We start from the raw sequence: 26,462 nt of genomic DNA on the forward strand, positions 1-26,462 counted from the left end.
TCGTGAACACGTCAACCCACCAGGCTTTTCAAGGCGAGCAACGCGATCTCGTACGGGGTTTCACACCGTTTCCGCACGACCGCGCCGACGAGTACCGCCGGGCCGGTTACTGGCAGGGACGCCGGCTTGACGGCATCCTCCGCGACGCCGCCCGGCAATGGCCCGACAAGCCGGCTGTGATCGATGCCACGGGGCTCCTCACCTTCGGTGAACTCGACGCGCTCGCCGACCGCGTCGCCGCCGCGCTGGCCGCTCGCGGGATCCGTCCGGGCGACCGAATGCTGCTGCAACTGCCGAACTCGAAGGAGTTCGCCGTCGCCGCCTTCGCGCTGCTGCGGGCAGGCGCGGTGCCGGTGCTGTGCCTGCCGGGCCATCGGTCGGCGGAGCTGGGACACTTCGCCGAGGTGAGCGGCTCTGTCGGTCTGATCATCCCGGACGTCGCGGCGGGCTTCGACCATCGCGACATGGCGGCCCAGCTCGTCGAGGCCAATCCCGACCTAAAGCACATCCTGGTGCTCGGTGACCCGGGTCCGTTCGACTCTTGGTCCGATCTTCGAAATCACCCGGGCACTACGCCACCCGCGTTCGACGTCGACACCACCGAACCCGCCGTTCTGCTGGTGTCGGGTGGCACCACCGGGCTGCCGAAGCTCATTCCACGGACCCACGACGACTACGTCTACAACACGACCGCGAGCGCGCAGGCCTGTGGCCTCGTCCACGACGACGTGTACCTGGTGGTGCTGCCCGCGGGGCACAACTTTCCGTTCGCGTGCCCCGGCCTGCTCGGCTCGATGACCGTCGGCGCCACCACGGTGTTCACCGACGACCCGAGCCCCGAGTCCGCGTTCGCCCTGATCGACCGGTACGGGGTCACGGTCACCGCCCTGGTCAACGCGCTGGCCAAGCTGTGGACCCAGGCGTGCGAGTGGGAACCGGTGCTGCCGACGTCGCTGCGCTTGATTCAGGTCGGTGGGTCCCGGTTGTCGCCCGAGGAGGCCCGCTACATCTACGACGGCCTGACCACGGGGCTGCAGCAGATCTTCGGCATGGCCGAGGGCATGCTGCAGTTCACCAGGCCGGGTGACCCCGTCGAGGTGGTCGCCAATACCCAGGGCAGGCCGGTGTCCCCGCACGACGAGCTGCGCGTCGTCGACGAGAACGGCGTCGAGGTCGCCCCCGGCGAGGAGGGCGAGCTACTGGTCCGCGGCCCGTACACCATCAACGGCTACTACCGCGCCGACGCGGCGAACGCCCGCTCGTTCACCCCCGACGGGTTCTACCGCTCCGGTGACCGGGTGCGGATCTTCGCCGACGGCCCGAGGGCAGGCAACATCGAAGTCGTCGGCCGCATCAAGGACGTGATCCACCGGGGCGGTGAGACGGTCTCGGCGAGCGACCTCGAGGACCACCTGCTCACCCACCCAGCCGTGTACGCGGTAGCTGCCGTCGCGCTGCCGGACGACTACCTGGGCGAGAAGATCTGCGCGGCAATCGTGTTCCGCGGCGCACCGGTCGGCCTGGCGGACCTCAACGCCTTCCTCGACGAGCGCGGTGCGTCGACGCACGCCCGGCCCGACGTGCTGGTGCCGATGCCGTCGCTGCCGATGACCGCCGTCGGCAAGGTGGACAAGAAGAAGGTGGTCGCGGCGATCATCGGCTGACCGGGGATGCGGGTGAGAGCATCTCCACGATCCGGGCCGATACCGCCGCCGCCGTGGGGTGCTCCCACAGCAGCGTCGGTGGCAGTGACAGGCCGGTCTGCTTCTCGAGCTGACGGCGCAGACGGACGGTCATGATCGAGTCGACGCCCAGTTCGACCAGTGGCAGGTCGGCATCGACGTCGGCCTCGGCGAGCCCGAGCTGGCCTGCCACGGCGGCGAGCACCAGCCGGGCGAGCCGGTCGGGATCGATCTCGCCTGAGTTCATCTCGGCGTCGAGCCCCTCGCCGCCACCGGTGGCTGAATCGTCGTCGACAGGAGCGACGTCGGCGAGGATCGGCACGGTGGCTGCGGCAGGCAGCACCGGCAGCACGACCACGTTGGGGTCACCGTCGAGCATCGCGAGATCCAGTGCCCGCAGCGCGTCGTCGGCCGTCACGGTCCCCATGCCGAGCGCGTCGAGCTGCGCGGCGACGAAGTCCGACGTCGATCCCATGCCGAGACCACGCCACGCCGTCCACGCGATCGCGGTGGTGCGATCCCCGAGGCTGCGCCGGTGCCGCGCCATCACGTCGAGGAACGAGTTGGCACAAGCGTAGGCGCCCTGACCGGGGAAGCCGGCCAGATAGCCGCACGAGGAGAACAGGACCATCCAGTCGAGCTGCTCCGGAGGGAAGACCTCGTGCAACGCGAGCGTGCCGTGCACCTTCGGGTGCATGGCGGCCGCGAAGTCCTCGGGAGTCGTATTCGACAGCAGCGCACCGGCTTCCACGCCCGCGGCATGGATCACGCCACGTACGGGCGGGAGGTCGCGCAGTACCGACCGCAGGACGTCGGCCGATCCCGGCGCACCCAGGTCGACGGCCGCGACGGTCACCGAGACGCCTCGCTCCTCCAGCGCCGCCACCGCGCGGATGGTGTCCGCACGGTCTGCGTCGCCGTCCCACTGCGACCGCGGCGGCAGGCCGGATCGCGACAGCAGCACCAGCCGCCGGGCGCCGAGATCGGCGAGACGCTGCGCGATCAGCAGCCCCAGCACGCCGGTGCCGCCGGTGATCAGGTAGCTCCCTCCCGGTGAGCACTGCATGGGGTCGCCCGACCCTGCGGCAGGCGCGGCGAGACGGGCGACGAGTGCCACCCCGTCCCGGATCACCACGACGCCATGGCCGTGCAGCGACGTCAACGCACCGAGCGGCACTCGACCGTCGGCTGAGTCCACGCCACCCAGGTCGATGACGCCGCCCCACAGTCCGGGGTGTTCGGCGGCCGCGACCCGGGCCAGTCCCCACAGCGGCGAGTGCGCGAGGTTGCCACCTTCGTACACGCCGGTCGTCAGCACCCAGAGCCGGGCGGTGAGGCTGGATTCCTGCAACCGGGTCAGCGTGCGGACGACCAGGTCCACCGACGACTCCGGCGCCTCGTCCTGCCTCGGGAGCACGACCACGACGGCGGTTCGGCCCAATTCCGTTGGCAAGCCGCCGAACTCGGTGATGTCCGCGATCTCGCTCGGATCCTCGACGGCGCGGTACGGGACGCCGGCCGCGGTCAGGTCGCGCACCGCCGAGTCGAGGCCGTCGACGTCGCCGCCGACCAGCACGACGCCACTGGGCCGATCGTCGCAGTCCCACGCCACCTCGTGCCAGGCCACGTGGTGCAGTAGGCGAGTCGGATCGCCGGCCGACCACTGCCCGGGGTTCTCGAGTTCCTCGAACGCCATCCCGGCGATCGACACCAGCACCGAACCGGCGCCGTCGGTGATCGTCACGTCGGTGGTCGTGGTTCCCGGTCGTCGTCGCACCAGCAGTGTCGCCGTGGCGGGCGGCGCGCCATGGACGTGCACCCGTTCGATGCGGGCGGGCATGCGCAGTCTCGGTGCGCCGTCGAAGATCGTCGACGCGGCCGAGGTCGCCGCGTCGAGCAGCGATGCCCACGAGGTCGGGGCACAGCCGTCCGCCTCCGCATCGACCACGGCGAGCAATTCGTCCGTCCCGCGGCGCATCTCGCGGACGTCCCAGCCGAAGCCCATGGCGGCCACGCCGAGACGGGCCAGGGTGTCGATCACGTGACGCGGCGGCAGCTCCTCCGTGCACCGGCCGCGGGCTGCGGCGAGATCGCATGCGGTGTCTAGCAGTTCGTCGATGTCGTCTCGCACGGCGACCACGGCGCCGCTGTGGGTCAGCCATCCGCCGTCCTGCTCAGTGTCGGGCTGTCCGGCGTCGACCAACCGCGACGAGAGGGTCAGCTCCCGGTCCCGAAGGACCACTTGAATGTCGCGTGCGCGGGCCGGTGCGACCGGTGTGCGAAGCCTGACGTCGGCCAGTCCGACACCCGTGCACTCACCCGGTTCGCCGATCCGGCCACCCCGCGCGGCTGTGAGGAACGTGTTCAGAAGCACTGCGGCGGGGATGATCTCGGTGCCCTGCACCGGATGGTCGCCCGGGTAGGGCCGGGTGTCGACGTCGAGCCTGGTCTGCCACATCCTGGTCGACACCGTGCCGGTGACGTCGGTCCTGCCGCCCAGCAGGGTGTGGCTGGCGACGTCGTGGACGCCACGACCACCCGGCGGTGGGGTGGGGGTCCGCCAGAATCGGCGGTGCTGCCAATGCGTGCCCGGCAGGTCGCCCGCCCATGGCTCGTGCGAGTCGATGCCGTGGTCGACGTTCGCGCCGTGGCAGTACAGCGTGGCAACGGCGATGGCGACGGCCCTGACCTCCGGGGTGTCGCGGCGCAGTACCGGTATTGCTGCGTGCTCGTCGATGCCGAGGCCGAGCAGGGTCTCGACCACCGAGTGAGAGACGACGGGATGCGCGGACACCTCGAGGAATACGCGGTGCCCGTCCTCGGCCGCCGCGGTGACCGCCTCGGCGAAGCGCACGCGACCGCGCAGGTTGGTCGCCCAGTAGTCGTGGTCGCGGGATGCGCTCGAGCGCGGGTCGGCCAGTGCGGTGGTGTAGAGCGGAATCCGAGCGGGCGTGGTCGGCGGCAGGTCCGCGACGTGGCGTGCCAGGTCGCCCACGAGTGCGTCCATGGCCGGGCTGTGGAAGGCGACGTCGGTGTTCACCCGACGGACGACGATGCCCTGATCGGCCCACTCGGTGCAGGTCTCGTCGACGGCGCCGGCGAGCCCGGAGATGACGGTCGACTCCGTGGATGCGCTGATCGCCGCGACCACGTCGTCGCGGCCGTCGAGGCGCTGCTCTGCGTCGGCGAACGGCAGCCGGACGAGCGCCATCGCTCCGTGCCCTGCGACGGATCGGAAGCCGCGGGCGCGGTAGCAGGCGACGGCCGCCCCGTGGCGCAGGTCGAAGACGCCGGCCACGACGCAGGCGGCGACCTCACCGACCGAGTGGCCGATGACGGCGGCAGGGGTCACCCCTCGTTCGCGCAGCACCGCAGCGAGGCCGACCTGCATGGCGAACGTGAGGGCCTGTACCCGGTCGGCGCCGCCGAGTTCGCCGGTGGTGAGCGCCTCGCGTGCGGAGAAGCCGAGTTCGACGCCGAACACCTCGTCGACCTGATCGACGACGCGCGCGAAAACCGTTTCGGCGGAGAGGAGTTCGCGGCCCATGCCGGACCAGTGCGAGCCGTGGCCGGAGAACACCCAGACGGCGCCGTCGTGCGGCCCCGGCCGGGCGGAACCGGTGACGAGGTTGGCAGCGGCCTCGCCACGCGAGAGGGCGTCGAGAGCCGATGTCACCTCGTGCGGGTGCTCGGCGACGATTGCGGCGCGGACGGATTCGTGGGTGCGCCTGGTCCACATCGTGTTGGCGACGAGGCGGGTCGGCACGTCGACGACCCTGAGGTGGTCGGCGAGCGCCTCGCCCGCAGCGGCCAGCCTGGCCTCCGAGCGCGCGGACAGCGGGACGACGAGCGGTGTCGACACCTCGTCACGCCGCGCCTGCGGTCGAGCCGGCGCCTCTTCGAGCAGGACGTGCGCGATGGTGCCGCCGTAGCCGTAGCTGCACACCGCCGCGCGCCGCGGGGCATCACCGCGCGGCCAGGCCTCGACACTGGTCGGTACGCGCAAACCGCTTGCGGCCCAATCGATCGCGGGCGTCAGATCGCGAAGCCCAGCCGTCGGCGGGACCGCCTCGTGGTGCAGCGCGAGGACCGCCTTGATCAGCCCGATGACGCCTGCGCCGCCCTCGAGGTGGCCGACGTTCGGCTTCACCGACCCGATCCTGCAGCGGTCGTCGTCGGCGCGGCCACGGCCGTACACCGCGGCCAGTGCGCCCACCTCGGTCGGGTCACCCGTCGGCGTTCCGGTCCCGTGCGCCTCGACGAAGCCGACGCTGGTGGGTGCGATGCCCGCGGTCCGGCACGCGCGAGCGAACATGTCGGCCTGCGCCTCGCCGTTGGGCGACATGATGCCGACGGTGCGGCCGTCCTGGGCGATGGCGCCGCCCCGGACGACGGCGAGTACGCGATCACCGTCGCGCTGGGCGTCGGCGAGTCGCTTGAGCACTACGACCCCGGCGCCCTCACCGCGCCCGTAGCCGTCGGCCGACGCGTCGAAGGTCTTGCAACGGCCGTCGCTCGCGGTGGCGCCCGCCTCGTCGAGGACGCGGACCAGCCCCGGTCCGATCAGAGCGCTGACACCGCCGGCCAGCGCCAGCGACGTCTCGCCCGCGCGCAGCATCTGGCACGCCTGATGGACCGCGACCAGCGAGGCCGCGCATGCGGCGTCGAGCGCAACGCTGGGGCCGCGGAGGTCGAGTAGGTGCGAGACGCGGTTGGCGATACCGCACAGCGAGGTGCCGATGCCCGTCCATGCCTCGATGCCGGGCAGGTCCTCCATGATGAGCTTGCCGTAGTCGTCGGAGTTGACGCCCATGAGCACGGCAGTGTCGCTGCCGGCAAGCATCTTCGGCCGGACGCCGGCGTGTTCGAGTGCCTCCCAGCTGACTTCGAGTGCCAGCCGCTGCTGCGGATCCATCAACTCGGCCTCGCGGGGCGACACTCCGAAGAACTCGGCGTCGAACCCGGGCAGGTCGTCGAGGAAGGTGCCCCACCTGGTGGTGTCGCGCAGTACCGCGGCGTTGCGGGGGTCGCGGCGCAGGTACGGCTCCCAGCGTTCCTCGGGCACCTCGCGCACGTCGCTTCTGCCCTCGAGCAGGAAGTTCCAGAACACCGACGGGGTCGAAACGTTGCCGGCCACGCGGACGCCGAGGCCGATCACGGCGATGGGCTCGGGCGACTCGATCACCTCCGGCGAACTCTGGTAAGCCTTGCCTAAGTCCATGCGGACAATATTGGCACAGCACCGGCCAGGTCAGGCGACTACCCGAGGTGAGGCGGCACTACGAGAGCAGGTCGCGCACGACGGCGTCGGCCAGCAGCCTGCCCCTGTCGGTGAGCACCAACGAGTCACCGCTGCGCCGAAGAAGCCCGTCCGCGCAGAGCGTTTCGGCGTGGCCGCGCTCGTCGTCGGCGAGCACCGACGCGGGCATCCCCTCGCGCAACCTGACTCGCAGCATCACCTCTTCGAGGTGCCGCTCCGACGGCGTCGGCTCCTCCCGGCCCGCGACGGGCAGTTCACCGCGGGACAGGACGTCGGCATAGGCGCTGGGGTGCTTGACGTTCCACCATCGGACGCCGTCGACGTAGCCGTGTGCGCCGGGCCCGGCGCCCCACCACTCACCGCCGTTCCAGTAGCCGAGGTTGTGCCGGCACTCGCCGCCAGGGCGACTCCAGTTCGACACCTCGTACCACTCGAAACCGGCGTCGGAGAGGCGGGAGTCGAGCATCTCGTAGCGCGTGGCGAGCACGTCGTCGTCGGGTGCGGGTATCTCGCCTCTTCGCACACGCCGTGCCAGCGCGGTGCCCTCCTCGACGATCAGCGCGTAGGCCGAGACGTGGTCGATGCCTGCGCCCAGCGCGGCGTCGATCGTGCGGGCCAGGTCGTCGTCGGTCTCCCCCGGCGTGCCGTAGATCACGTCGAGGTTGACGTGTTCGAACCCCTCGGCGCGGGCCTCGGCGGCGGCGGCGGTTGCGCGCCCGGGCGAGTGCACCCGGTCGAGCACGGCGAGTACGTGTGGCGCCGTCGACTGCATGCCGAGCGAGATGCGGGTGTAGCCCGCAGCCCGGAGGTCGGCGAAGAAGCGCGGCGACGTGGATTCGGGGTTGGACTCTGTGGTGATCTCGGCGCCGGGTTCGAGGTCGAACTCCGCCCGGATCGCCTCCAGCACCGCCGCCAGACCGTCCGCCCCCAGCAACGATGGCGTGCCGCCGCCGACGAACACCGTGCGCACGGCCCGTCGTCCGCCCAGCCGCGCGGCGGCCAGGCGCAGTTCGATGCGCACGGCGTCGAGCCATCCGCCGGGGGTGGCGCCGCCCAGCTCACCCGGGGTGTAGGTGTTGAAGTCGCAGTATCCGCACCGGGTCGCGCAGAACGGCACGTGCACGTAGATGCCGAACGCCGGTGAGATCACCCGCCCAGTGTCCCAGAACGGGTTTTGCGCACCGTGAGTCTGAATCTGGCCCGGTTGGGGTGTATGAGCCGTTTCGTGGCAGAATGGGGCGCGTGATGTCCGCCGCCAGCTCGACCACCCGCGTATCGCTGGTGATCCGGCGGCATGTCGACTTCAAGCGCGTCTGTACTTGTTGCTGTCTGCCTTGATCTGCGTCTGACTTCGGAGACCTGCCCGCACCATCCCCAGCTGGCTACCGGATCTGCGCCGCCGGACAGCCACCGGTGATTGTGCGCGATCCGTTCGCCGGCTCCTCCAAGAAGGGGCCAATCCCATGACCACAGCCGAATCCAAGCCTGCCGGCGCCAAGGCCAAGCCGGCCAAGCGTCCCCGCGGCGAGGGCCAGTGGGCGCTCGGCTACCGCGAGCCGCTCAACCCCAACGAGCAGGCCAAGAAGGACGACAACCCGCTCAACGTGCGGGCCCGCATCGAGAGCATTTACGCCAAGGGCGGCTTCGAGAGCATCGACAAGGGCGACCTCCGGGGCCGCTTCCGCTGGTGGGGCCTGTACACCCAGCGCAAGCCCGGTTATGACGGCACCTGGACCGGTGACGACAACACCGACATGCTCGAAGACGAGTTCTTCATGTTGCGGGTCCGCAGCGACGGCGGCGCATTGACCGCGGCGGCGCTGCGCACCCTTGGCGGGATTTCGACCGAGTTCGCCCGCGACACCGCCGACCTGTCGGACCGGCAGAACGTCCAGTACCACTGGATCCGGGTCGAGGACATGCCGGAGATCTGGCGTCGCCTCGACGAGGTCGGCCTCCAGACCACCGAGGCGTGCGGCGATTGCCCCCGCGTGGTCCTTGGGTCGCCGTTGGCAGGCGAGTCCCTCGACGAGGTGATCGACGGCACGCCCGCGGTCAACGAGATCGTCGAGCGCTACATCAGCAAGCCCGAGTACTCCAACCTCCCGCGCAAGTTCAAGACCGCGATCTCGGGTCTGCAGGACGTGGTGCACGAGGTCAACGACGTCGCGTTCATCGGGGTCGAGCATCCCGAGCACGGCCCGGGCTTCGATCTGTGGGTCGGCGGCGGACTGTCCACCAACCCGATGCTCGGTCAGCGGGTCGGCGCCTGGGTGCCGCTCGACGAGGTGCCCGACGTCTGGGAGGGCGTCGTCAGCGTCTTCCGCGACTACGGCTACCGCCGCCTGCGGTCGAAGGCGCGGCTGAAGTTCCTGATCAAGGACTGGGGCGTCGAGAAGTTCCGTCAGGTTCTCGAGACGGAATACCTCAAGCGTCCGCTGATCGACGGCCCCGCTCCGACCCCGGTCACGCGGCCCATCGACCACGTCGGGGTGCAGAAGCTCAAGAACGGTCTGAACGCCGTGGGCGTCGCGCCGATCGCGGGCCGGGTGTCCGGCACGATCCTGACCAAGGTTGCCGATCTCGCCGAGTCCGTCGGCAGTGACCGGATCCGGTTCACGCCGTACCAGAAGCTGGTCGTCCTCGACGTTCCGGACGACAAGCTCGACGAGTTGCGCGACGGTCTGGACGCGCTGGGTCTGCCGTCGCAGCCGTCGCACTGGCGGCGCAATCTGATGGCCTGCACGGGCATCGAGTTCTGCAAGCTGAGCTTCGCCGAGACCCGCAAGCGGTCCCAGACCCTGGTGCCGGAGCTGGAGCAGCGGCTCGAGGACATCAACGCCCAGCTCGACGTCCCGGTCACGGTGAACATCAACGGGTGCCCCAACTCGTGCGCCCGCATCCAGGTCGCCGACATCGGCTTCAAGGGCCAGATGGTCGACGACGGCGACGGTCCCGTCGAGGGTTTCCAGGTTCACCTCGGTGGCAGCCTGGGCCTCGACAGCGGTTTCGGCCGCAAGTTGCGCCAGCACAAGGTGACGAGTGACGAACTTCCCCACTACATCGAGCGGGTCGTCCGCAACTTCGTGAAACAACGCGAGGACGGTGAGCGTTTCGCTACGTGGGCGGTGCGAGCCGATGAAGCGGACTTGAGGTAGGACATGACTGACTTGCGAACTGAGCACGATCTGGTCGAGCTGGCCGAACGCGGCGCGGCGGAGATGGCAGGTGCGTCTGCCGACGAGCTGCTGCGCTGGACCGATGAACACTTCGGCGGCGACTACATCGTGGCGTCGAACATGCAGGACGCCGTCCTGGTGGACCTCGCTTCGAAGATCCGCCCCGGCGTCGACGTGTTGTTCCTCGACACGGGATACCACTTCGTCGAGACGATCGGGACTCGCGACGCCGTCGAGGCCGTGTACGACGTGAACGTGGTGAACGTCACGCCCGAGAAGTCGGTCGCCGAGCAGGATGCGCTGCACGGCAAGAACCTGTTCGCAAGTGATCCCGGCGCGTGCTGCCGCATGCGCAAGGTCGAACCCCTTGGCAAGGCGCTGGCCGGGTACTCCGCATGGGTGACCGGCATCCGCCGGGTGGAGGCGCCGACGCGCGCCAACGCTCCCCTGATCAGCTTCGACAAGGCGTTCGGTCTGGTGAAGATCAACCCGATCGCACCATGGTCGGACGAGGAGATGCAGGACTACATCGACACGCACGGCGTGCTGGTGAACCCGCTCGTCGACGAGGGCTATCCCTCGATCGGCTGCCTGCCGTGCACCGCGAAGCCCGTCGAGGGCGCCGACCCCCGCAGCGGACGCTGGGCCGGCCTGGCCAAGACGGAATGCGGGCTGCACGCGTCGTGACCGCAGAGCCGCTCCGCCGACCCGGTCCGCCGGGGCTCGTCCTGGCGGCACACGGCAGCGCCGACCCTCGGTCCCCCGCGGTGACCCGCGCCCTGGCGGGGCGCATCCGCCGGCTGCGGCCGTGGCTCGACGTCCGGGTCTCGTTCCTCGAGCAGTGCGGGCCCGCCCTCGCGTCGGTGCTCGCCGACGTCGCGCGCCGCGACGAGCACGTGGTGGTGGTGCCGCTGCTGCTGGCGAGCGCCTATCACGCCCGTGTCGACATGCCCGCGGTGGTAGCGGCGTCCGGTGCATCGGTGCGGCAGGCCGCCGCCCTGGGCGAGGATCCGGCGTTGATCGCCCTGCTCGGGCAGCGCCTCGCCGAAGCCGGCGTGCCCGCAGAGCAGGAAGGGATGGGCGTGATCGTGGTGGCCGTCGGATCGTCGAACGACGCCGCCAACGCGCGCACCACGACCGTCGGAACCGCGTTGGCGGCAGGCTCCAAGTGGGCAGGCGTCGAGGTGGCCTTCGCGACCGGAGCGCACCCGAACGTCACCGAGGCGGCAGAGCGCCTGCGCGACCGCGGCGCCGAGCGCTGCGTCATCGCACCATGGTTTCTGGCGAACGGCAGGATCACCGACCGGGTCGCCAAAACCGCTGCGGCACTATCGATTCCGATGACCGAGCCGCTCGGTTCGCACAACCTCGTCGCGGCGGCCCTGCTGGACCGGTACGACGAGGCCCTCGCCGTCGCTGCGGCCGCCTGACCGCCGAGCGGTTCAGGCCTGACTCAGCGCAGCGGCGTCCTCGTCGACGGGCGCGAGGTCTCCTCCACCGGGAATCGGCGGGACCCGGGTGGCCCGTACGTAGACGGTGTCGCCCTCCCTCAGTCCGAGCGCCTCGGCGTCACCGCGGGTGATTTGCGCGGTGAACGGCGCGTTGTCGTTCGCGCCCCGCAGCTCGACGCGAACTTCGAAGCCCAGCATGACGATTCGATCGATGGTGGCGCGGATGACACCGGTCGCACTCACGCTGGATTCGCTCTGCGCGATGGCCATGTCCGGATTGCGGCCGACCCGGATGTCGTGCGGCCGCACCAGTGAACCGTTGAGCGAGGACACCGCGCCGAGGAACGACATCACGAAGGCGCTCGAAGGCGTGTCGTAGACCTCGTTGGGGGTGCCGACCTGCTCGATGCGGCCCTTGTTCAGCACGGCGATGCGGTCCGCGACGTCCAGCGCCTCAGCCTGGTCGTGGGTGACCAGCACGGTGGTGACGTGCACCTCGTCGTGCAGCCGGCGCAGCCAGGCCCGCAGATCCTCGCGCACCTTGGCGTCCAGCGCGCCGAACGGCTCGTCGAGGAGCAGGACCTGCGGATCGACGGCGAGGGCACGCGCGAGCGCCATGCGCTGGCGCTGCCCGCCCGAGAGCTGGTTCGGGTACCTGGTCTGGAAACCCGCCAATCCAACGATCTCGAGCAGGTTGTCGACCTTGTCCTTGATCTCCGCCTTGGGCCGCTTGCGGATCTTCAGGCCGAACGCGACGTTGTCGCGCACCGTGAGGTGCTTGAACGCTGCGTAGTGCTGGAACACGAAGCCGATGCCGCGCCGCTGCGGCGGGACGCGGGTGACGTCCTGACCCTTGATCGTTATGGTGCCGGTGTCGGGCTGATCGAGCCCGGCGATCGCGCGCAACAGCGTCGACTTACCCGACCCGCTGGGCCCGAGCAGCGCCGTCAGCGATCCCTCCGGCACGTCGAAGTCGATGTCGTCGAGCGCGACGAAGTCGCCGTAGCGCTTGTTCGCGCCGCGAACGGTGATCGCGTTCTTGGTCGTATCGTCCGTCGTCATGTCATCGGGTCCTTAATCGATAAGCCTATTTCGCCGCGCGCGCTCGGCGCGCATCGAGAATCACCTGGGCGACGAGCACGAACACCGCGACGGCCATCAGCAGTGTGGAGATGGCGTATGCGCCGTACTCCTGGCCCCGGTTGTAGCGGTCGGACACCAGCAGGGTGAGGGTCTGCGAGGTCCCCGGCAGGTTGGACGACACCATGATCACGGCGCCGAACTCGCCGAGGGTCCGGGCGATGGTCAGCACGACGCCGTAGGTCAGCCCCCAGCGGATCGACGGCAGGGTGATCTTCCAGAACGTCTGCCACCACTTGGCACCCAGCATGGACGCCGCTTCCTCCTGGTCGGTGCCCAATTCGTGCAGCACGGGTTCGACCTCGCGGATCACGAACGGCACCGTGACGAAGATGCTGGCGAGCACGATGCCGGGGAAGCTGAAGATGATCTTGAGCCCGAAGTCGTTCTCCACGAAGCCCATTGCACCCGCCGACCCCCACAGCAGGATCAGCGCGACGCCGACCACGACCGGCGAGACGGCGAACGGCAGGTCGATGACCGCCTGCAGGATGCTCTTGCCGCGAAAGCGATTGCGCGCCAGCACCAGTGCGGTCGGGATGCCGAAGATGACGTTGAGCGGCACGACGATCGCGACGACGAGGAGCGACAGCTGCAGCGCCGAGATCGCGGCCGGCGTGCCGATCGAGGCGACGAACGAGCCGATCCCGGGTTCGAAGGTCCGCCACAGGATCAGGCCGACCGGGACGATGACGAGGATGAGGATGTAGGCCAGCGCGGTGTAGCGCAGGAGGTTGCGCACCAGCGGCGACAGGGTCATCGCGCCAGCTCCTCACGCTTGGCGGCGCGCGATCCGATCGCCCGCAGCACGAATAGGACGACGAACGAGATCGCCAGCAGCACGATCGAGATGGCCGCCGCGCCCGTGCGGTCGTCGTTCTCGATCAGCGTGCGGATCCACTGTGACGACACCTCGGTCTCGCCGGGCACGGCGCCACCGATGAGGACGACGGAGCCGAACTCGCCGATCGCGCGCGAGAACGCGAGCCCCGCGCCCGACAGCAGCGAGGGCAGCAGCGCGGGCAGGATCACCCGCGTGAAGATGGTGACGTTGTTCGCGCCTAGGGACGCGGCCGCCTCTTCCACCTCGCGGTCGAGTTCGAGCAGGACGGGCTGAACCGATCGCACGACGAAGGGCAGCGTGACGAACAGCAGCGCGACGCCGATGCCCCACTTGGTGTGCTGCAGGTGCAGATCGACCGGGCTGTTCGGCCCGTACAGCGCGAGCATGACGAGGCTCGCCACGATGGTCGGCAGCGCGAATGGCAGGTCGATGACTGCGTCGACGAGTCGCTTGCCCGGGAAGTCATCGCGCGTGAGGACCCACGCGACCAGCAGCCCGAACACCAGATTGACCAGGGTGACGCCGATCGAGACGGTGATGGTCACCTTGAACGAGGCGATCGCGGCGTTCGATGTCACCGCATCCCAGAACGCTCCCCACCCGCCGCCGGCGGCCTGCCAAAGGATGGCGGCGAGCGGGAGCAGCACGATGACGCTGAGCCACATCGTCGCCGCGCCGACTCGCAGACCCGTCGACCCGTACCGGCGGCTGAACCGGCTGGGCGCACGGCCGGGGCCACCGTCGCCGGTGACCTCGGGCCGAGCCGCCTCGGGATTGGGGGCTACCCCTGCGGTCATCCAGTCGCCTGCTTGTAGATCTTGGTGACCGATCCGTTGTCCTTGTCGAACAGTGCGGGATCGACGGCGCTCCAGCCGCCGAGATCGGCGATGGTCCACAGCTTCTCGGGCGTCGGGAAGTCGGCGGCGAATTGCTCGGCGACTGCGGGGTCGACGGGGCGGAAGCCTGCCTCGGCCCACACCTTCTGGCCCTCGGGGGTGTAGAGGAAGTTCTTCAGCGCGTTGGCCTGCTCCTGGTGTGCGCTACTGGTGACGACCGCGACGGGGTTTTCGATCTTGAAGGTCTGCGGCGGGTTGACGTGTTCGACGTCCTTGCCCTGGCGCTCGACGTTGATCGCCTCGTTCTCGTAGCTGATCAGCACGTCGCCGGTGCCCTGCAGGAACACGTCGGTGGCCTCGCGGCCCGACCCGGGGCGGGTCTTGACGTGCTCGGTGACGAGCTCGTTGACGAAGTCGAGGCCGGCCTGAGCGTCCTTGCCGCCGTTGCTCTTCGCCGCATACGGCGCCAGCAGGTTCCACTTGGCCGAGCCGGAACTCAGCGGGCTCGGGGTGACCACCTCGAGGCCGGGCTGGAGCAGGTCGTCCCAGTCCTTGATGTTCTTCGGGTTGCCCTTGCGGACGACCAGGGAGACCACGGAGCCGAAGGGCACGCCCTTGGTGGCGTCGGCGTTCCAGTCCTTGGCGACCTTGTCGGCCTTCACCAGCCGGGTCACGTCGGGCTCGACGGAGAAGTTGACGATGTCGGCGGGCTTGCCGTCGACGACGGCGCGGGACTGGTCGCCCGATGCGCCGTAGGACGTGGTCACCGCGATGCCCTTGCCTGCCTCGGTCGCGGTGAACGCCGGAATGATCTTGCTCCATCCTGGTTCCGGCACGGCGTAGGCGACGAGGGTCAGCGTGGTGTCCGCATCGCTCGCGCCGTCGCCGCCGGCGACGTCGCTCGCACCGCCGCCGCAGCCGGCGAGCAACGTGGCGGTGAGCGCCAGGGCGCCGACGGACAGCCAGGACTTCGTGGCCTTGGGCTTGAGAGTGGGCATGACTGCCTTTCCTTGGGGGTGGGGAAGCTGCGGACCCCGTTCACGACGGAAAGGCGAAGGTGACAGTTCAAGGCTCGAACGAGCACGCGAGCCGACGCCAAACCGCGAACGGGCTGGGTCAGCGACAACAGGAAACGTCTGCAACAGCGCAGGAACCCACGGCAATGAGGGCCAAGACGTGGCCCTCGGTGCTGCCGGACGCTGCATGCATGGCGCGAAGAATAACAGAGTTCAATTACCGCGGGCAGCAGCGGAGCGCCTCGGCGAGGGCTGTCGCCGCGTCACCTGGCGAGCAGCCACATGACGATGACTAACACCACCAGTGCCACCAGGATCAGCGTGACACGCGAGCGTGGCATTCCGTTCACGTTTCATCCTCCTCTGCATGGCGGGCACGACGTAGCAAACGGATCCCGTTGCCGAGGGCGCCGTCGAGAACCACCGCGGCCCCGTAGGCCAACGCCAGGACGACGGGCATGACCACGACGGTCTGGGCGACGAAGCCGAGGCCCGAAAGCCACAGTTCCACCCCGTCCCACCAATTCAGGATGCCGCTCACCCGCACCACCCTACGATCTGTGTCGTGAACGCCTCCGACGCGACGACGACGTGCCTGGTTGCAGGGGGCGGACCTGCCGGCATGATGCTGGGTCTGCTGCTCGCCCGCGCCGGTATCGACGTGACGGTGATGGAGAAGCACGCGGACTTCCTGCGCGACTTTCGTGGCGACACCGTGCACGCCAGCACCCTGCGTCTGCTCGACGAATTGGGCCTCGGCGCGCAGTTCGCGGCTCTCCCGCACCGGATGATCGAGGGCGTCAACGCGACGATCCAGGACACCACGCTGCACATCGACCTGAGACGCCTGCCGGGGCCGCACAAGCACATCGCTCTGGTGCCGCAGTGGGACTTTCTGGAACTGCTCGCGACGGCAGCGCGCCGCGAGCCGACGTTTCGGCTGCTGCGCAGCACGGAGGTGCTGGGTTTGACGCGGTCCGGCGGGAAGGTGACCGGGGTGCGCTACCGGGACGCCGACGGCGTCGAGAAGCAAATGCACGCCCACCTCACCGTGGCGTGCGACGGCCGCTCGTCGATCCTGCGCCAAGATGCCGGTCTTGCGACGCGCAACTTCGGCGCTCCGATGGACGTGTGGTGGTTCCGGCTGCCACGTCACGCGGACGATCTGCACGGTCTGAACGGCGTGTTCCAGTTCGGGCACGGCTGCGCCCTGATCGACCGAGGGGATTACTTCCAGATCGCCTACCTGATTCGCAAGGGCGCCGATGCGGCGATGCGCGAGGAGGGCATCGAGTCGCTGCGCCGCGAGATCACCGAACTGGTGCCGTGGCTGGCCGACCGCGTCGACCAACTGGCGTCCTTCGACGACGTCAAGCTGCTCGACGTCCAGCTCAACCGGCTGCGACGGTGGTACGCCGACGGACTGTTGCTGATCGGGGACGCCGCTCACGCCATGTCACCGATTGGCGGCGTTGGGATCAACCTTGCGGTCGCGGACGCGGTCGCCGCCGCGCGCATCCTGGCCGGTCCCCTGCGCACCCACTCGGTCACCAGGCGCCGCCTGGCCGCCGTGCAGGCGAGGCGCTGGCTGCCTGCAGCGATCATTCAGCGCGTGCAGCGGACCGTGCAGGACCGCGCGATCGCCGTCGCCATCGGCAATCCGGAGGGCTTGCGCGAAGCCCCCAGGGCCGTGGTGCTGGCCAACCGCTTCCCCGCCTTGCGCGCCATCGCAGCGTACGGGGTGGCGATCGGCCCCCTGCCCGAGCACGCCCCCGACTACGCGCGCCGCTGACCTCCGGGGAACGCACCGGTAGACGGGGGGTGCGTTTGCGGTCGATGATGTGCGGCATGGTTCTGCAGCACACCGAGTCCTCCGACGGCGCCCGCGAGAATGGTCGCGGCGACGTCGAACCCTCGGCACCGTTCACCGTCACCGCTCCCGTCCCCTACGTCGCGGGTGGCGCGCTGCGGAATCCGTTCCCGCCGATCGCCGATTACGCGTTCCTCTCCGACTGCGAGAACACCTGCCTGATCTCGTCGGCCGGATCGGTCGAGTGGATGTGCGTGCCGCGTCCCGACTCCCCCAGCGTGTTCGGGGCGATCCTCGACCGCGGGGCGGGCCACTTCCGGCTCGGGCCGTACGGCGTGACGGTGCCTGCCGCGCGGCGGTATCTGCCCGGCAGCCTGATCCTCGAGACGACGTGGCAGACCCACACGGGGTGGCTCATCGTGCGCGACGCGCTGGTGATGGGGCCCTGGCACGATCTGGACACGCGGTCGCGCACGCACCGCCGCACCCCGATGGACTGGGATGCCGAGCACATCCTGCTCCGCACGGTGCGGTGTGTCAGCGGCGTCGTGGAATTGGTGATGAGCTGCGAGCCGTCGTTCGACTACCACCGCCAGAGTGCGACGTGGGAGTACTCGGCGGCGGCGTACGGCGAGGCCATCGCCCGCGCGGGCAAGGATCCCGAGGCGCATCCGACGCTGCGGCTGACCACCAACCTGCGCATCGGACTCGAGGGACACGAGGCACGCGCACGCACCCGACTCTCGGAGGGCGACAACGTCTTCGTCGCGCTGAGTTGGTCGAAGCACCCGTCGCCGCAGACGTTCGACGAGGCCGCCGACAAGATGTGGAAGACGAGCGAGTCGTGGCGCCAGTGGATCAACATCGGCGACTTCCCCGACCATCCGTGGCGCTCCTATTTGCAGCGCAGCGCGCTCACGCTGAAGGGCCTCACCTACTCGCCCACCGGCGCACTGTTGGCGGCGAGCACCACGTCGCTCCCGGAAACACCTCAGGGCGAACGCAATTGGGATTACCGCTACTCGTGGATTCGCGACTCTACGTTCGCCCTGTGGGGTCTCTACACGCTCGGACTGGATCGCGAGGCCGACGACTTCTTCGCGTTCATCGCCGACGTGTCGGGCGCCAACAACGGTGAGCGGCATCCACTTCAGGTGATGTACGCCGTGGGTGGTGAGCGACACCTGGTGGAGGAGGAATTAAATCACCTGTCGGGTTACGACAACTCCCGGCCCGTGCGGATCGGCAACGGCGCGTTCGACCAGATGCAGCACGACATCTGGGGCACGATGCTCGATTCGGTGTACCTGCACGCGAAGTCGCGCGAACAGATCCCCGAGATGTTGTGGCCGGTGCTCAAGAATCAGGTCGAGGAGGCCATCAAGCACTGGAAGGAACCCGACCGGGGCATCTGGGAGGTCCGAGGCGAGCCGAAGCACTTCACGTCGAGCAAGATCATGTGCTGGGTGGCACTCGACCGCGGCTCGAAACTCGCCGAACTGCAAGGCGAGAAGAGCTACGCCCAGCAGTGGCGGGCGATCGCCGAGGAGATCAAGGCCGACATACTGGAACACGGTGTCGACGCGCGTGGCGTGCTCACGCAGCGCTACGGCGACGACGCACTGGATGCGTCACTGTTGTTGGCGGTACTGGTGCGGTTCCTGCCGTCCGACGATCCGGTGGTACGCGCGACGGTGCTGGCCATCGCCGACGAACTCACCGAAGACGGACTGGTCTTGCGCTACCGCGTGGAGGAGACCGACGACGGCCTGTCCGGCGAGGAGGGCACGTTCACGATCTGCTCCTTCTGGCTGGTGTCCGCGCTCGTCGAGATCGGTGAGTTCAGTCGCGCCAAGCACCTGTGCGAACGCCTGCTGTCGTTCGCCAGCCCGCTGCATCTGTACGCCGAGGAGATCGAGCCACGTACGGGCAGGCACCTCGGCAACTTCCCGCAGGCATTCACCCACCTCGCATTGATCAATGCGGTCGTTCACGTCATCCGCGCCGAGGACGAGGCCGACAGCACCGGCGGCTTCCAGCCCGCGAACGCTCCCACCTGAGTTCAGCCGTTCTTCAGACTCACGGCGCTTCGATGTCTCGACGGCGTCGGGTTCGAGGTCGAGAATGAGTGTGTCTCTCGAAAGGACGCCGTCATGAGCCAGCTCCGCACGCACCCGCATCCCGCCGCGACCTCGACGTCGCGGTCGGCATTCTGGTCGGGGTGCGCGGCTGCTCGGAGCGGGCGGCGTTCGAGGAATTGGTGGGCGTGGTCAACCGGACAGGGCTGGGACTGTTCAACGTGGCGGCCAGCCTGATCGCCGTTGCCGCGGGTTCCTCGTCGGCTGACGACACGGAGGCGTTCAACGCCTGGGGCGAGCTGATCCGGCGTGCCCGGGCCACTGCGTTGGCGCCCATCACCTGAGACTTGTCGGCGTCCCCACTTGTCGGTGGGTGGCCGTAGACTCGAACACGTGTTCGATCTACTGGACTTCGACCCCGCCACGGTGGACGAGGCCGGGCTGATCGACCGCATCACCGAGTTGGAACGGCTCAAGTCCACCGCCGCAGCCGCCCAGGCCCGGATGACCGCCGCCCTGGACATGATGCGCCGCACCGCCGAAGCCGACGCCGGCATCCCACTGCGCAAGCGCGGACAAGGCCTGGCCTCCGAGATCGGGCTGGCCCGACGGGAGTCACCCAAGCAGGGTGGCCGCCACCTCGGGTTCGCCCGCGCCCTGGTCCACGAAATGCCCCACACCCTCGCCGCCCTGGAAACCGGCGCGCTCTCGGAATGGCGGGCGACGCTGCTGGTCAAGGAATCGGCCTGCCTCGAGGTCGAGGACCGCCGCACCCTGGACGCCGAGATGTGCGCCGACCCCACCAGCCTGGTGGGCAAGGGCGACAAGCGGATCACAGCCGACGCGAAGGCGATCGCCTACCGCCTCGACCCCCACGCCGTGGTCGAACGCGCCCGCCAGGCAGAGAAGGACCGATGCGTCAGCGTCCGGCCCGCCGCCGACGCCATGGCCTGGGTGAGCATCCTGCTCCCCGTCGCCCAGGGCGTGTCGGTCTACGCCGCCCTCAAGCACGCCGCCGACACCACCAGCGATGGCCGCAGCCGCGGCCAGGTCATGGCCGACACCGCCGTCGAACGCATCACCGGCCGCCCCGCCGACACCCCCGTCCCGGTCACCGTCGATCTGGTGATCACCGATGAAACCCTGCTCGGCGGGGACACCGAACCCGCCCGCATCCCCGGCTACGGACCCATCCCCGCAGCCGTCGCACGACACCTCATCTCCAATACGGTCGGTGACGACCGATCCCGCGCCACCCTGCGCCGCCTCTACCGCCACCCCAAGACCGGCACACTCGTGACGATGGAATCCCGCGCCCGACGATTCCCGAAGGCGCTGGCCGCGTTCATCGCGCTACGCGACGACACCTGCCGCACCCCCTACTGCAACGCCCCCATCCGCCACACCGACCACGCCCAACCCAACGCACGCGCCGGACCCACCACCGCACTCAACGGCAACGGCATGTGCGAAGCCTGCAACTACGCCAAGGAAGCACCCCGCTGGCGCGTCCGCACATCCAAAGAGTTTGATTGCCACACAACCGAAGTCACCACGCCGACCGGCGCTACCTACACCGGCAAGGCCCCACCACTACCCGGCCGCAACAGCGACCACGTCACCAGCATCGACGTCGCACGCTTCCGAGTCGTGTTCCGCCGCGCCGCCTAGTTGCCCTGGCCGAACGCCATTCCCATGCGATCTGCACGAGTGCATCCCTTGGCAGTCGAGCCCGCGGTGCCCGATGATGGAGCGGGTGAGCACTCCTGAGCCCCACCGCACCGATACGACGGCTGGCCTTGCCCCCGTGGCCGACGACCTGACGAGGCTGGCGGCCTCCCTCGGCGTCAAGTCGGTCCTGGTCATGAGATCGGAACCCGGCGAGATGGTCGTGGCCGCCACCGCGGGTGAGGCCACCCGGCACTACACCGTGGGCGCCGCAGGGAAGAAGGCCGGCGACGACGAAGCGCGGGTGCCGCTGTACTGCGAACGGGTGGTCGACGCCGACGAGTCGCTGTTCGTGCGCGATTCACGCGACGACGCGACCTTCACGGGCAACGAGGACGAGAAGGAGTTCGGTCTGCACAACTACCTCGGCCTCGCCGTACACGATCCCGACGGCAAGGTCGTGGGCACCGTCTGCGTGCTCGACGATCGCGCGAGGGACTACACCGACGCCGAACGCGCTGAACTGAACCGGCTGCGCGACGACGTCGAACGCATCGTCGCGGACGGGAACTCGGCCCTGGGCTGAGGCCCGCCGCCCGGTCCTACGAGAAGAGGACGGCGCCGACGGCGATCACCAGGATGCCCAGGACCAACGGCAGCCACAGTCGCACGACAGCCCAGGTACCGGTCGACGATGGCGTGTAGCGCTGCGTCATGTCCCGACGGTAGACCGGCGGAGGGTTTCGCGTAACCATTTGCGCTCGTGCTGGATCGAAAACCCGCTATTCCCTTGCGTTGTCGAGCATCCGCTCAGCGATGTCGATGGCACCGTCGCTGCCGCCGTACGTGCACGCCCAGGTCTCGACGATCAGATTAGACGCCGCCGACAGGGCGTGCTGGCACATCCAGTCCGGCGACTCCTCCTCGGTGGTCACCTGGACGAGCATGTCGTCCTCGGCGCTGAGATCGCCTATCCCCCACACGTAGCTGAGGTCGGTGTCCTCGATGGTGACCGAGTAGCCGGCGCACTCCTCCCACGCAGACGCGGACTGGTCGTAGAACCGGCTCGCCTCGGCGTCGGAGGAGAACAGCACGGCCGTCTGCTCGATCCAGTGCTCGTCGTTCGAGTCCGCGACGACCTGATCGCGAACGGCGGTCCAGCCACTATCGGCGTACACCGACTCCTCGGCACCCATGACGGCGCCGAGACAGTCCGGATCCGACGCCACGTCGAGGTTGTCGGACATGACCTCGTCGTCGACGAGTGTCTCCAGCTCGGCCGCGCCCACGACGTCGGCGAGTTCGTCGAGGCTCAGCATGACGTCGTCGAGCTGGGACTCGCGCAACACCGGCACGTCGACCGGAACGACGCGCGGATCGCGCACGGCGTTTCCCGAGACCGTGCTCGAGCACCCGATCACGAGCAGGCATGCTGCGGTCACGAGGAGACGGCCGGTGGACCTGCGGGCGACGACGTTCACCGCGTCATTGTGACCGACCAACCCACGCGGTGCGTCAGTTCGGTTCCGCCACCTTCTCGAGCATGGCCTCGACTGCGCGCTCGGCCATGTCCCGCGCCGAGACGCCGGCTGACCCGTCGGACGAGATGGCCAGTGACACCTCGACGATCGTGTCCCCACGGACTCCGATCGAACGTTCGTAGCGGGCGGTGCCGCCGCCGGAACGCTCGCTGGTGCGCACGGTCGCCGACATGACCGGACCGGCGAGCTGCACGTCCTGGACCCGCGCGTCGACGTCGGCTCCCGTGACCCCGGGCAGGTGCTTGACGACGGTCGAGCCGTCGCACTGCTGCCATCGCCCGGCGAACTCGTCGAACGCCGCGCGGGCACCGTCGCCGGTGGACATGCGCACGGCGGCGGCATCGGCACCCGACGTCGCCACGCCGGGGTCCCAGTTGAAGAAACTGAGCCGGGCCGCCTCGAGTACGGGCAGCGGCTCGTAGACGATTCGCGGCGCGGTGTCCGTCACGGCGACGCACGCGATGGGTGACGCATCGGAATCGGTGCGGTAGCCGTCCGGCAGGATCTCCACGCCACCCTCGAACGGCTGAAACCCGAACGTGCTCAACGGACTGTCGACCGCGGCGCTGATCTCCGACTCGGTCGGGAGGATGCCGAGTGCGGCATCGGACTTCGTCGCAGATCCCGCGATGGACTGCGCGCATCCCGTCAGCAGCAGAACGGCGAGAAGCGCTGCCCGGCTACTTCTTCGGCTTGTCACTTGCCGCATCGGAGGACAGTGCGGCGACGAAGGCCTCCTGGGGTACCTCGACCCGGCCGATCGTCTTCATCCGCTTCTTGCCTTCCTTCTGCTTCTCCAGCAGCTTGCGCTTGCGGGTGATGTCACCGCCGTAGCACTTGCTGAGCACGTCCTTGCGGATGGCCCGGATGTTCTCGCGCGCAATGATCCTCGACCCGATCGCGGCCTGGATCGGCACCTCGAACTGCTGACGGGGAATGAGTTCCTTGAGCTTGGTGGTCATCTTGTTGCCGTAGGCCGCGGCGGAGTCCTTGTGCACGATCGCGCTGAAGGCGTCCACCGCCTCGCCCTGCAGCAGGATGTCGACCTTGACCAGATCGGACTCCTGCTCGCCCGCCTCTTCGTAGTCCAGGCTGGCGTAGCCGCGGGTGCGCGACTTCAGCGAGTCGAAGAAGTCGAAGATGATCTCGCCGAGCGGCATCGTGTAGCGCAGCTCGACGCGTTCGGGCGAGAGGTAGTCCATGCCACCCAGCTCGCCGCGACGCTGCTGGCACAGCTCCATGATGGTGCCGATGAACTCGCTCGGCGCGATGACCGTCGTCTTCACGACGGGTTCGTAGACGGCGCCGACCTTGCCCTCGGGCCAGTCGGACGGGTTGGTCACCGTCAGCTCGGTGCCGTCGTCCTTGACCACGCGGTACACGACGTTCGGGGAGGTGGAGATGAGGTCGAGGTCGAACTCCCGCTCGAGCCGTTCGCGGGTGATCTCCATGTGCAGCAGCCCCAGGAAGCCGCAGCGGAAGCCGAAGCCGAGGGCCACCGAGGTCTCCGGCTCCCACACCAGGGCCGCGTCGTTGAGCTGGAGTCGTTCCAGCGCGTCGCGCAGGTTCGGGTAGTCGGATCCGTCGACCGGGTAGAGGCCGGAGTAGACCATCGGCCGCGGCTCCCGGTAACCCGTCAGCGCGTCGGTCGCACCGTTGCGGGCCACCGTGACGGTGTCACCCACCTTGGACTGCCGGACGTCCTTCACACCGGTGATGAGGTAGCCGACCTCGCCGACGCCGAGACCCTGGGTGGCCTTGGGCTCGGGTGAGACGATGCCCACCTCCAGCAGTTCGTGGGTCGTCCCGGTCGACATCATCTTGATCTTCTCGCGGGGGCTGAGCTTGCCGTCCACCACGCGGACGTAGGTGACCACGCCGCGGTAGATGTCGTAGACGGAGTCGAAGATCATGGCCCGCGCGGGCGCGTCGGCGTCACCCACCGGGGCGGGGACGAGCCGGACGACCTCGTCGAGCAGTTCGCGGACGCCGACACCGGTCTTGCCAGACACCCGCAGCACGTCCTCGGGCTCGCAGCCGATGATGTGGGCGATCTCGCCGGCGTAGCGGTCCGGGTCGGCGGCAGGCAGATCGATCTTGTTCAGCACCGGGATGATGGTCAGGCCTCGGTCCAGCGCCAGGTAGAGGTTCGCCAGCGTCTGCGCCTCGATGCCCTGCGCGGCGTCGACCAGCAGAACCGCTCCCTCGCAGGCCTCGAGCGCACGCGACACCTCGTAGGTGAAGTCGACGTGCCCCGGCGTGTCGATCAGGTGGAGGACGAACTCCTCGACTGATCCGTCCGCTCGGGTGACGGTCCACGGCAGCCGCACGTTCTGCGCCTTGATCGTGATGCCGCGCTCACGCTCGATGTCCATGCGGTCCAGGTACTGGGCCCGCATGTCGCGGTCGGCGACGACGCCGGTGATGCCCAGCATCCGGTCGGCCAGCGTGGACTTGCCGTGGTCGATGTGGGCGATGATGCAGAAGTTCCGGATCTGCGCCGGCGCAGTGAACGTCTTGTCGGCGAAACTGCTGATGGGAATCTCCTGGTGGCGGTACGTGCGCAGCACCTGCTGCGTCCCACCAGGGTATCGAGCCACCGCGCCATCGACACAATCGCGCCATTGGGAAGTCACCTATGCTCGTTTCATGGCGTCGCTCGGAAAGACGTTTCAGCGCATCGCGGAGCAATTGGTGTTCAGCGAGGCGCCGAAGCTCGTCCGTCAGTTGCAGAAGTCCGACAGCCTGCCGCGCAGCATTCAGCAGGGCATCAAGATGGGCGTCGACGCGGGTATCAGCGTTCTCGCGGCCAATCAGGCAGCCCGGACACAGCCGGCGCTGACCACCGGCCGCCCGGTGACCAAGAACAGCGTCCCGACCGCGCACCGGGCCCGCAGGGTGGTCTACGCCCCCAACCTCGACGGCCAGGCCGATCCCGGCGAGATCGTGTGGACGTGGGTCGCCTACGAGGAGGACCCGACGCGCGGCAAGGACCGGCCGGTGCTGGTCGTAGGTCGCGATCGGACGACGCTGCTCGGTCTGATGCTGTCCAGCCAGGACCGGCACGCCATCGACCGGGAGTGGATGGCGATCGGCACGGGCAGCTGGGACCCCGAGGGACGCGCCAGCTGGGTCCGCCTGGACCGGGTGCTCGACGTGCCCGAGGAAGGCATCCGCCGCGAGGGTGCCGTGCTCGACCGCGAGCGCTTCGACCTGGTCGCCACCCGCCTACGCGCCGAGTACTCCTGGTCCTGAGGGCTCACCTCCCCCGGCGAGCGTGCGTGTCTGCGGGCGACACGCCGCGGCCAGACCCGAGTTCACGCACGCTCAGCGCGGCCGACGCCACATCGGGATCAAGGTCGGGCCGTCGGGCAGCGTGATCTCGCCGGTCACCTCGAATCCGAATCGCTGGTAGTACGGCACGTTGTCGGGATTGCTCGACTCGAGGTAGGCCGGGGCGTACTCCGCATCGCAGCGGTCCAGGCGCGAGCGCATCAGCGCATTGCCGTAGCCCTTGCCGCGCACGGCGGGATCGCTACCGATGACCGCGAGATACCAGTGCGGCTCCTCCGGATGAGCCTTCATCATCAACTCCTCCGCCGCCATGCCTCGCGACATGGACGGACCGAACGCGAGCAGCAGGCTCGGCATCGCACGCAGCTGTTCGACGCGCGTCTGCCGCCACTGCCCCGGCGGATCCCACATCGCAGCACCGCCGATGCCGGAACCGTCCGACGCGACCTCCACACCGCCACGGGACAGGTGATGATGCTTGGTCAACGCAGCGAACAGCCGGTGCAACTTCCGCTTGCGGGCGTTGGCGTTCGGCAGCATCCACTGCATCACCGGGTCGTCGTAGAAGGCCTTGCCCAACGTCGTCGACAGCGCGGGAACGTCGGCCCGTGATGCCGGCCTCACCTTCGGTTCGGTCACGTACACACCATCCCACGACCCGCG

Annotated in this window: 23 protein-coding genes; 11 read left to right on the top strand and 12 right to left on the bottom strand. The window is 69.0% G+C overall.

What is annotated here, in order from left to right:
• The first annotated feature begins 2 nt into the window (after positions 1-2).
• A complete protein-coding gene (locus LOK44_RS04570) occupies positions 3-1,664 on the top strand; it encodes a (2,3-dihydroxybenzoyl)adenylate synthase (RefSeq protein ID WP_237568828.1) in 1,662 nt (553 codons plus the stop codon).
• On the opposite strand, the gene LOK44_RS04575 is transcribed toward LOK44_RS04570, so the two are convergent.
• Both LOK44_RS04575 and hemW read right to left on the bottom strand, forming a co-directional pair.
• Positions 1,654-6,903, bottom strand: coding sequence for a type I polyketide synthase (locus tag LOK44_RS04575; RefSeq protein WP_237568829.1), 5,250 nt, complete (start codon positions 6,901-6,903; stop codon positions 1,654-1,656). The genes LOK44_RS04570 and LOK44_RS04575 overlap by 11 nt on opposite strands.
• A 58-nt stretch (positions 6,904-6,961) precedes the next feature.
• Positions 6,962-8,092, bottom strand: a complete 1,131-nt coding sequence (gene hemW / locus LOK44_RS04580) for a radical SAM family heme chaperone HemW (RefSeq protein ID WP_237568830.1) — start codon at positions 8,090-8,092, stop codon at positions 6,962-6,964.
• A 95-nt stretch (positions 8,093-8,187) separates the two neighbouring features.
• On the opposite strand from hemW, the gene LOK44_RS30065 reads away from it, so the two are divergent.
• From LOK44_RS30065 to LOK44_RS04595, 4 genes are all read left to right on the top strand, one after another.
• Complete coding sequence (locus LOK44_RS30065) at positions 8,188-8,280, top strand: Ms4527A family Cys-rich leader peptide (RefSeq protein WP_372481190.1); 93 nt, start codon at positions 8,188-8,190, stop codon at positions 8,278-8,280.
• 125 nt (positions 8,281-8,405) lie between these two features.
• Positions 8,406-10,100, top strand: coding sequence for a nitrite/sulfite reductase (locus LOK44_RS04585; RefSeq protein WP_237568831.1), 1,695 nt, complete (start codon positions 8,406-8,408; stop codon positions 10,098-10,100).
• Between the two features lie 3 nt (positions 10,101-10,103).
• Positions 10,104-10,808: a phosphoadenylyl-sulfate reductase gene (locus LOK44_RS04590; protein WP_237568832.1), complete on the top strand. Its 705-nt coding sequence runs from the start codon at positions 10,104-10,106 to the stop codon at positions 10,806-10,808.
• Positions 10,787-11,551 (top strand): sirohydrochlorin chelatase, encoded by a 765-nt coding sequence (locus LOK44_RS04595; RefSeq protein ID WP_237568833.1) that lies wholly within the window; start codon positions 10,787-10,789, stop codon positions 11,549-11,551. Before LOK44_RS04590 ends, LOK44_RS04595 begins: the two co-directional genes overlap by 22 nt.
• Before the next feature lie 12 nt (positions 11,552-11,563).
• Here LOK44_RS04595 and LOK44_RS04600 read toward each other — a convergent pair whose 3' ends face one another.
• The 6 genes from LOK44_RS04600 to LOK44_RS04620 form a co-directional block, all read right to left on the bottom strand.
• Positions 11,564-12,634, bottom strand: coding sequence for a sulfate/molybdate ABC transporter ATP-binding protein (locus LOK44_RS04600; RefSeq protein WP_237568834.1), 1,071 nt, complete (start codon positions 12,632-12,634; stop codon positions 11,564-11,566).
• 25 nt (positions 12,635-12,659) lie between these two features.
• The gene (cysW, locus tag LOK44_RS04605; RefSeq protein WP_237568835.1) at positions 12,660-13,472 is read right to left on the bottom strand and encodes a sulfate ABC transporter permease subunit CysW; all 813 of its coding nucleotides are present in this window, start codon (positions 13,470-13,472) and stop codon (positions 12,660-12,662) included.
• The gene (gene cysT / locus LOK44_RS04610; RefSeq protein ID WP_237568836.1) at positions 13,469-14,353 is read right to left on the bottom strand and encodes a sulfate ABC transporter permease subunit CysT; all 885 of its coding nucleotides are present in this window, start codon (positions 14,351-14,353) and stop codon (positions 13,469-13,471) included. Before cysT ends, cysW begins: the two co-directional genes overlap by 4 nt.
• The gene (locus tag LOK44_RS04615) at positions 14,350-15,390 is read right to left on the bottom strand and encodes a sulfate ABC transporter substrate-binding protein (protein WP_237568837.1); all 1,041 of its coding nucleotides are present in this window, start codon (positions 15,388-15,390) and stop codon (positions 14,350-14,352) included. Before LOK44_RS04615 ends, cysT begins: the two co-directional genes overlap by 4 nt.
• A gap of 118 nt (positions 15,391-15,508) precedes the next feature.
• On the bottom strand, positions 15,509-15,601 hold the full coding sequence (locus LOK44_RS30070; protein WP_372481171.1) for an Ms4533A family Cys-rich leader peptide: 93 nt from the start codon (positions 15,599-15,601) through the stop codon (positions 15,509-15,511).
• Positions 15,602-15,754: 153 nt separating this feature from the next.
• Positions 15,755-15,949, bottom strand: coding sequence for a hypothetical protein (locus tag LOK44_RS04620; RefSeq protein WP_237568838.1), 195 nt, complete (start codon positions 15,947-15,949; stop codon positions 15,755-15,757).
• A 24-nt stretch (positions 15,950-15,973) separates the two neighbouring features.
• Between LOK44_RS04620 and LOK44_RS04625 the strand changes: the two genes are divergently transcribed.
• The 5 genes from LOK44_RS04625 (at position 15,974) to LOK44_RS04645 (ending at position 21,550) form a co-directional block, all read left to right on the top strand.
• On the top strand, positions 15,974-17,200 hold the full coding sequence (locus LOK44_RS04625; protein WP_308192707.1) for an FAD-dependent oxidoreductase: 1,227 nt from the start codon (positions 15,974-15,976) through the stop codon (positions 17,198-17,200).
• A gap of 56 nt (positions 17,201-17,256) precedes the next feature.
• Positions 17,257-19,278 carry a glycoside hydrolase family 15 protein gene (locus tag LOK44_RS04630; RefSeq protein ID WP_237568839.1) on the top strand — a complete coding sequence of 674 codons (2,022 nt, stop codon included), beginning with the start codon at positions 17,257-17,259 and terminating at the stop codon, positions 19,276-19,278.
• Positions 19,279-19,346: 68 nt separating this feature from the next.
• On the top strand, positions 19,347-19,640 hold the full coding sequence (locus LOK44_RS04635; RefSeq protein ID WP_237568840.1) for an ANTAR domain-containing protein: 294 nt from the start codon (positions 19,347-19,349) through the stop codon (positions 19,638-19,640).
• A 49-nt stretch (positions 19,641-19,689) separates the two neighbouring features.
• Positions 19,690-20,967: a DUF222 domain-containing protein gene (locus tag LOK44_RS04640; protein WP_237568841.1), complete on the top strand. Its 1,278-nt coding sequence runs from the start codon at positions 19,690-19,692 to the stop codon at positions 20,965-20,967.
• Between the two features lie 76 nt (positions 20,968-21,043).
• A complete protein-coding gene (locus LOK44_RS04645) occupies positions 21,044-21,550 on the top strand; it encodes a GAF domain-containing protein (RefSeq protein WP_237568842.1) in 507 nt (168 codons plus the stop codon).
• Between the two features lie 196 nt (positions 21,551-21,746).
• Here LOK44_RS04645 and LOK44_RS04650 read toward each other — a convergent pair whose 3' ends face one another.
• From LOK44_RS04650 to lepA, 3 genes are read right to left on the bottom strand one after another with little or no spacing between them, the layout of a single operon-like run.
• Positions 21,747-22,445, bottom strand: a complete 699-nt coding sequence (locus LOK44_RS04650) for a sensor domain-containing protein (RefSeq protein ID WP_237568843.1) — start codon at positions 22,443-22,445, stop codon at positions 21,747-21,749.
• Positions 22,446-22,479: 34 nt separating this feature from the next.
• The gene (locus LOK44_RS04655) at positions 22,480-23,214 is read right to left on the bottom strand and encodes a sensor domain-containing protein (protein ID WP_237568844.1); all 735 of its coding nucleotides are present in this window, start codon (positions 23,212-23,214) and stop codon (positions 22,480-22,482) included.
• Entirely contained in the window at positions 23,186-25,105 is a 1,920-nt protein-coding gene (gene lepA, locus LOK44_RS04660) for a translation elongation factor 4 (protein WP_237568845.1), read from the bottom strand. Before lepA ends, LOK44_RS04655 begins: the two co-directional genes overlap by 29 nt.
• A gap of 49 nt (positions 25,106-25,154) precedes the next feature.
• Here lepA and LOK44_RS04665 point away from each other — a divergent pair, with 49 nt between their 5' ends.
• Positions 25,155-25,760 (top strand): type II toxin-antitoxin system PemK/MazF family toxin, encoded by a 606-nt coding sequence (locus LOK44_RS04665; RefSeq protein WP_237568846.1) that lies wholly within the window; start codon positions 25,155-25,157, stop codon positions 25,758-25,760.
• A gap of 72 nt (positions 25,761-25,832) precedes the next feature.
• Here the strand turns inward: LOK44_RS04665 and LOK44_RS04670 are convergent, their stop codons facing one another.
• On the bottom strand, positions 25,833-26,438 hold the full coding sequence (locus LOK44_RS04670; RefSeq protein WP_237568847.1) for a GNAT family N-acetyltransferase: 606 nt from the start codon (positions 26,436-26,438) through the stop codon (positions 25,833-25,835).
• Between the last annotated feature and the right edge of the window lie 24 nt (positions 26,439-26,462).

This window comes from Mycolicibacterium lacusdiani (assembly GCF_021916785.1).
GTDB classification, from domain to species: domain Bacteria; phylum Actinomycetota; class Actinomycetes; order Mycobacteriales; family Mycobacteriaceae; genus Mycobacterium; species Mycobacterium lacusdiani.